This is a genomic window from Clostridia bacterium (genome assembly GCA_019683875.1).
In the GTDB taxonomy this organism is placed as follows: domain Bacteria; phylum Bacillota; class Sulfobacillia; order RBS10-35; family Bu92; genus Bu92.
This window is the reverse complement of sequence record JADGHN010000108.1, coordinates 1-5,631: the sequence shown is the minus strand read 5'-3', so window position 1 is coordinate 5,631 and position 5,631 is coordinate 1. Positions and strand designations below refer to the sequence as shown.

Genomic DNA, 5,631 nt, shown 5'->3' with positions numbered 1-5,631 from the left:
GGAGTCTGGCCGGGCGGGGCCTCGCTCCCGCCACCCGGCTCCGGTCCCCACGGCACCGTGGGGTTCTGCAGCTGGAACAGGCGCTGCAACAACCCGGCGCGCAGCCAGTCCGGCGCGCTCTGCAACGCGTCCGGCCCGAGCGGTTCAAGGATGTGTTGCAAGTCTTCCAGGCTCCGGGCCTGCTGGACTTTCTTCCACAGGTTCTCCCAGTTCCAGTCGGGGCTCACCTGGGTCGGCTCCGTCCCCTTGAGGAACGGCACGCGCATCGTCGGCGAGGTCGGGTTCGGCAGCAGGCCGTCGACGGTCGAGACGTCGAGCCAGACGACGTCGTCCGGCGTCGGCCAATTCTTGACCGGCTCGCCGCGCAACGCCAATCGCATCGCGTTGGCCCACACCGGCCCGGCCAGCGAGGCGCCGAAGCCCGGAAGCGGCGACGGCTGATCGTTGCCGACCCACACGGCCGTCACCAACTGGGGCGTGTAGCCCACGAACCAGGCGTCCTTCTGGTCGTCCGACGTGCCGGTCTTGCCGGCGACGGGCCGCCCCACGACGCCGCCCAGGCCCGCCCCGGTCCCGGACGCGACCACGTTGCGGAGGGCGTACGTCGTCAGGTAGGCCACGCCCGGATCCAGGACCCGCTGCCGCTCCGGGCGCGGCCGCTCCCAGAGGACGCGCCCCTGCGCGTCCCGCACGCGGAGGATCGCGAACGGCTCCACCCGGTAGCCGCCGTTGTCGAAGACCGCATACGCCGACGCCATCTCCAGGGGCGTGACGGCATTGGCGCCCAGCGACACGGACAGCGTGGGCTGCAACGGGCTCGTGATGCCCGCGCGGCGCGCCATGTCGACCACGGCCGCGGGGCCGATCTCGTGCGTCCACTTCACCGCCACGACGTTGTCGGAGATCGCGACGGCCCGAAGGATGCTGAGAGGCGCGTGGTGGTACGGGTGCGCCGGGTCGTCGTCGCGCGGCGTGTAGGTCCCGGAGGCCGTCCTGTACGTCACCGGCTCGCAGACCTGGGTCTCGAGAAGGGTGTGGCGCCGTTCCAGCACCGCGGCGTAGAGGAACGCCTTGAACGTCGAACCCGGCTGGCGCCGCGCGTCCAGGGCCCGGTTGAAGCCGCCCGCGTGCGCGTCGCGACCGCCCATCAGGCCGCGAATCGCGCCGGTTTCCGGGTCGAGCGCCACGACGGCCACCTGCGGCTGCATCACGCCGTCGACGACCTTCCCGCGGGCGAGGTGGCGCTCCACCGCCGTCTCCACGGCCTTCTGGACTTTCGGATCCAGCGTGGTGTCGATGCGCAGGCCCAGGCGGTACACGTTTTCCGCCCAATCGGGGTTGATGCGGCCGAGTTCCCGCACGACCGCGTCGACGAACGCATCGGACGCGATGTCCCCCCGGCCGTCCTGCTTCTCGGCGAGCTTCCACGGCTGGTTCTCGATGGCCCGCGCCTCGGCGGCGGAGAGGTGGCCGGCCTCCACCATGCGGTCGAGCACCTGCTTCTGGCGGGCGCGCGCCGCGTCCGGATGCGCCAGCGGGTCGTACGCGGACGGAGCCTGCGGCAGCCCGGCGAGCAGCGTCGCCTGCGCCGGGGTCAGCTTCTCTACGGACTTGCCGAAGTAGGTCAGGCTGGCCGCCTCCACGCCGTACGCGCCGTGGCCGAAGTAGACCGTGTTCAGGTACATTTCGAGGATCTGGTCCTTGCTGTACCGGCGCTCGAGCTTGACGGCCAGCACGGCCTCCTCCAGCTTGCGCCACACGGACCGCCGGTTCGAGAGATAGAGGTTTTTTGCCAGCTGTTGGGTGAGCGTGCTGCCGCCCTCGACGATGCGCCCGTGGAGCAGGTCGGACACCAGCGCCCGGATCAGGCCCCGCCCGTCGAACGCGCCGTGCCGGTAAAAGCGCACGTCCTCGGTGTCGACGACGGCCTGCCGGAGGATTTCGGGCACCTGGTCCAACTTGATCGTCGTCCGGTTCTGCCGGAAGAGCTGCGCCACCTCGGAGCCGTCCCGCCCGTACAGGATCGTGGCCTGGTCCAGCTGAGGCTCCGGCATCGGCCACGCGAAGGCCACCACCGCCAGAAGCAGCGCCAGCATGCCGGCGGCCATGGCCGCCCGGCCCCAGCGGAAACGTCGCGCGGGTGCGCGCGGCGACGCGCCGTTCGGTTCTGTCGCGCTCACGGCGAATCCCCCGCTCCCTGAAAACTGTACGGCGACCGTGTCAGAGGTCTGTCGGTCCTGGCCGCAGATCGGGCCAGCGCACGTCCGTGGGATCTTCCTCGAAGATGACCCGCGCGCCGCGGCCCCACGCGTCGTCGCACTCCTCGACGCGCGCGTGCCTCGGGTCCGCATGCAGGGTCAGCGTGTGCCAAGCGGCCGCGGCGTGGGCGCGCTTGGGCTTGCGGATGTAGAACGTCCGGCCGGAGCGCCAGATCTCCGCCGGAGCCGAGTGGAACGTCCGCAGCCACCCGCCCTTGGGATCGGGCCTCGCCACTTCGAGCCAGTCGAGGCGGACCCCGTCCGCGGGCAGCCAGGACACGGTGCCGTCGGCCTCGATGTGCGGCCGCTCCCGGGGAGGCAAATCCTCCACGGCGGGCACCTCCCTTCTTACAGTCTACCCGCGCGCGCAAGCCCGACCCCGTTCCATCGCCGGCAGGCGCGTCGCCCAGGCGGCCCGCCGGCGCGTGCGGTCCCGCGTTCTACCCTCCGCGGCCAACCCATACGTTCTCGATGGTGGCGCACGGGGACGGCACGGCAGTTGATGGAGGCGACGCATGCATCCCAACGGCAAGCGAAGCTCCGCGACGACGACCCTCCTGGCCGTCACCGGCGTCGCATTTGTCGTGATGATGGTGATTCATCCCGACCTCGCGTTCCGTTCGGCCGTCCAGGGGTTGAAGGTCTGGTGGGACGTGATCTTTCCGGCCCTGCTTCCCTTCTTCATCGGCGGCCAGATCCTCATGGGCCTTGGCGTCGTCGCGTTCCTGGGGGTATTGATGGAACCCTTCATGCGGCCGCTCTTCGGCGTCCCGGGCGCCGGGGCGTTCGTCCTGGCGATGGGCCTCAACTCCGGCTATCCCCTGGGCGCCTCGCTGACGGCCGACCTGCGCCGGCAGGGGCGCATCACGCCCACCGAAGCCACGCGGCTCGTCTCCTTCAGCAATACGGCCGACCCGTTGTTCATGGCCGGCGCCGTGGCCGTCGGCATGCTGGGACAGCCGCTCCTCGCGGGCGTGATCATGGAGGCGCACTATCTTGGCGCCATTCTGATGGGCATCCTCCTGAAGTTCCTCTACCGTCCCGGCCAGGACCAGACGCCGCCCGAACCTCCGCGCGCGGGCCATCCTCTGCGACGCGCCTTCCGCGCCATGATCGAGGAGCGCGAGGCGGACGGCCGGCCGCTGGGCAAGCTGCTCGGCGACGCCGTCATGGGGTCGGTGCAGACCCTGCTCATGATCGGCGGGTTCATCATCCTGTTTTCGGTGCTCGTCGGCATGATGCGCCAGATGGGCATCGTGGGGGCCGCCGCCCGGGTGCTCGCGGTGATCCTGTCCCCGTTGGGGATTCACCCGGCGGTGGTCGACGGCCTCATCAGCGGCTTCTTCGAGATCTCGATCGGCTCGCAGGCCACGGCTCAGGCCGCGGCGCCCCTCCTCGACCGGGCGATGATCTGCTCGGCCATCATCGCCTGGTCGGGCGTCAGCGTGATCGCGCAGGTGGCGGCCGTCACGCAGGGCACCGGCGTGAGCGTGGGCGTCTACACGGCGAGCCGCGTCCTTCATGCCGTGCTGGCGGCCGTCCTGACGTGGGCGTTGTGGCCGGCCGGGCTGAGGGGCGATGTCACCAGCGTGCCGGCGCTCGCGCCCCTCCCCCGCGTCATCTCGGCGGGCGACTGGACCGCGGCCGAGGGCGGCTGGTGGCACGTGCTGGCCGCGTCGGCGGGACTCGTGGTGGACTGGACCGTGGCGCTGCTGGCGATCGGTTGCGCGGCGGCGGTGCTGCGCCCGGCGTGGCGACGCTGGAGGTGAGCCGCGCGGCGCGCGGGCCGGCGCCGCACGGCACCGCCTACCCTCTGTGCTGCGGCCGGAACCGCCGCGGCTTGCGCAGGGCCCGGACGTCCGGGTCCTCCAGCTGCACCCCCGGAAGGTCGCCCGCCAGGTCGACCTCCCCGCGCCGCACGTCCAACACCGGGTCGAGAACGGCCTGGGGCGCGGGCAAGGTATCGTGGGGGCCGCGGCGACGCGCGGCCCTTCTCTTCTTGGTGACGCTCTCTTTCAGGTCTCCAGCATCCGATCCGTCGTCGCGGGTCATCCGGCAGCCTCCATTCCGGTTCGCGCTGCCGTTAGAGTGCACGACGAAGGATCCTGTGATGCCCGCGGCGGCCGGCCGTTCGCGCAGCCGCAGGCGCTCTTCGTTGCGGCCGACGAGCGCGACCCTCGCGCCTTCGCGCGCCAGGCGTTCTGCCACCGCGAAGCCGATGCCGCTTCCGCCTCCCGTGACCAGCGCTCTCTTGCCGACCATGGGATCAGCCTCCCGATCAGCTGTCATCACCGCGATGATCGCCGGAACGTTCCTCTTCCGGTATCTTTTGGGAGTGTCGCCCCCGGTGGCGCCCGCAGGAGGAGCCGTGGCGCTTCGGCGCCAAGAGAGCACGAGGCAAGGATTCTCAGGATGGCTTGAACAGAGGGGACGCCGCCCTGCGGCGCCCAAGGAGGTCGTGTCGTGACGGAGATGAGCCCGAACGATCCCGTCGTCAGCGTGGAGTGGCTGAAGGAACGTCTGACGACAAGTGACGGAAACCGGCTTCTCCTGTTCGATGTCCGCTTCGAACTTTCCGCGCCCCATGCAGGGCGCGAGGCCTACCTGCGCGGCCACATCCCGGGCGCCGCGTACCTCGACCTCGAACAGGACCTCTCGGGACCGGTCGGCGCGCACGGGGGCCGCCACCCGCTCCCGGACATCGACCGCCTGGGTGAGACCCTTCGGCGGTACGGCGTCAGCGGAGATTCGGTTCTCGTCTTCTACGACCAGGGCGCGTCCGCGTACGCGGCACGGGCCTGGTGGCTGCTGACGTGGCTCGGCCATCGTGCTGCACACGTCCTGGACGGGGGTTTCAAGACCTGGGCGGAATCCGGAGGCGCGGTGGCCGCGGGAGATGCGGACGAGCGGGCGGCGCGTTCCCGACCGCGCGGCGACTTCCAGCCCAATCCGCGAGAGGATTGGATCGCGAGCCGGGACGAGGTCATGCGACGGTCGCGCGCCATCCAGTCCGGAGCGCGTCACGCCGCACTGGTCGATGCTCGCGCGCGCGAACGGTTCCGCGGCGAGATCGAGCCGATCGACGGCGTGGCCGGCCACATACCGGGGGCGGTCAACCGCGACTACGTGCGGAACTTCGACGCGGACGGCCGCTGGCGGAGCCCCGCGGAATTGCGGGCGCATTACGCAGCGTTCGAGCCGCTGGACGACGTGGTCGTCTATTGCGGCTCCGGGGTGAGCGCCTGCGCCGACATCCTGGGCATGGTCCGCGCTGGCCTGCCACGGCCGCGCCTCTACCCCGGGTCCTGGAGCGACTGGATCTCCTACCCGGACGCACCCGTGGCTCGTGGGGACGAGCCGTCGCACCCGGCGG

The 5,631-nt window shown here is 71.1% G+C and carries 4 protein-coding genes and 1 pseudogene; 2 read left to right on the top strand and 3 right to left on the bottom strand.

Translation table 11 applies throughout. The annotated features are described in order from the left end of the window. Positions 1-2,180: PBP1A family penicillin-binding protein (locus IRZ18_08110; GenBank protein MBX5477067.1), on the bottom strand; the 2,180-nt coding region annotated here is incomplete at its 3' end. 40 nt (positions 2,181-2,220) lie between these two features. After that, positions 2,221-2,589, bottom strand: coding sequence for a hypothetical protein (locus IRZ18_08105; protein MBX5477066.1), 369 nt, complete (start codon positions 2,587-2,589; stop codon positions 2,221-2,223). Positions 2,590-2,773: 184 nt separating this feature from the next. Between IRZ18_08105 and ylbJ the strand changes: the two genes are divergently transcribed. Then, complete coding sequence (gene ylbJ, locus IRZ18_08100; GenBank protein ID MBX5477065.1) at positions 2,774-4,027, top strand: sporulation integral membrane protein YlbJ; 1,254 nt, start codon at positions 2,774-2,776, stop codon at positions 4,025-4,027. A 370-nt stretch (positions 4,028-4,397) separates the two neighbouring features. On the opposite strand, the pseudogene IRZ18_08095 reads toward ylbJ, so the two are convergent. Further along, positions 4,398-4,547 (bottom strand): annotated as a pseudogene (locus tag IRZ18_08095) (SDR family NAD(P)-dependent oxidoreductase). 183 nt (positions 4,548-4,730) lie between these two features. On the opposite strand from IRZ18_08095, the gene IRZ18_08090 reads away from it, so the two are divergent. Beyond that, positions 4,731-5,631: sulfurtransferase (locus IRZ18_08090; protein ID MBX5477064.1), on the top strand; the 901-nt coding region annotated here is incomplete at its 3' end.

Bases quoted from the DNA above. Each gene is read 5' to 3' on its own strand.
- ylbJ (MBX5477065.1), top strand. From the start codon at position 2,774: ATGCATCCCAACGGCAAGCGAAGCTCCGCGACGACGACCCTCCTGGCC.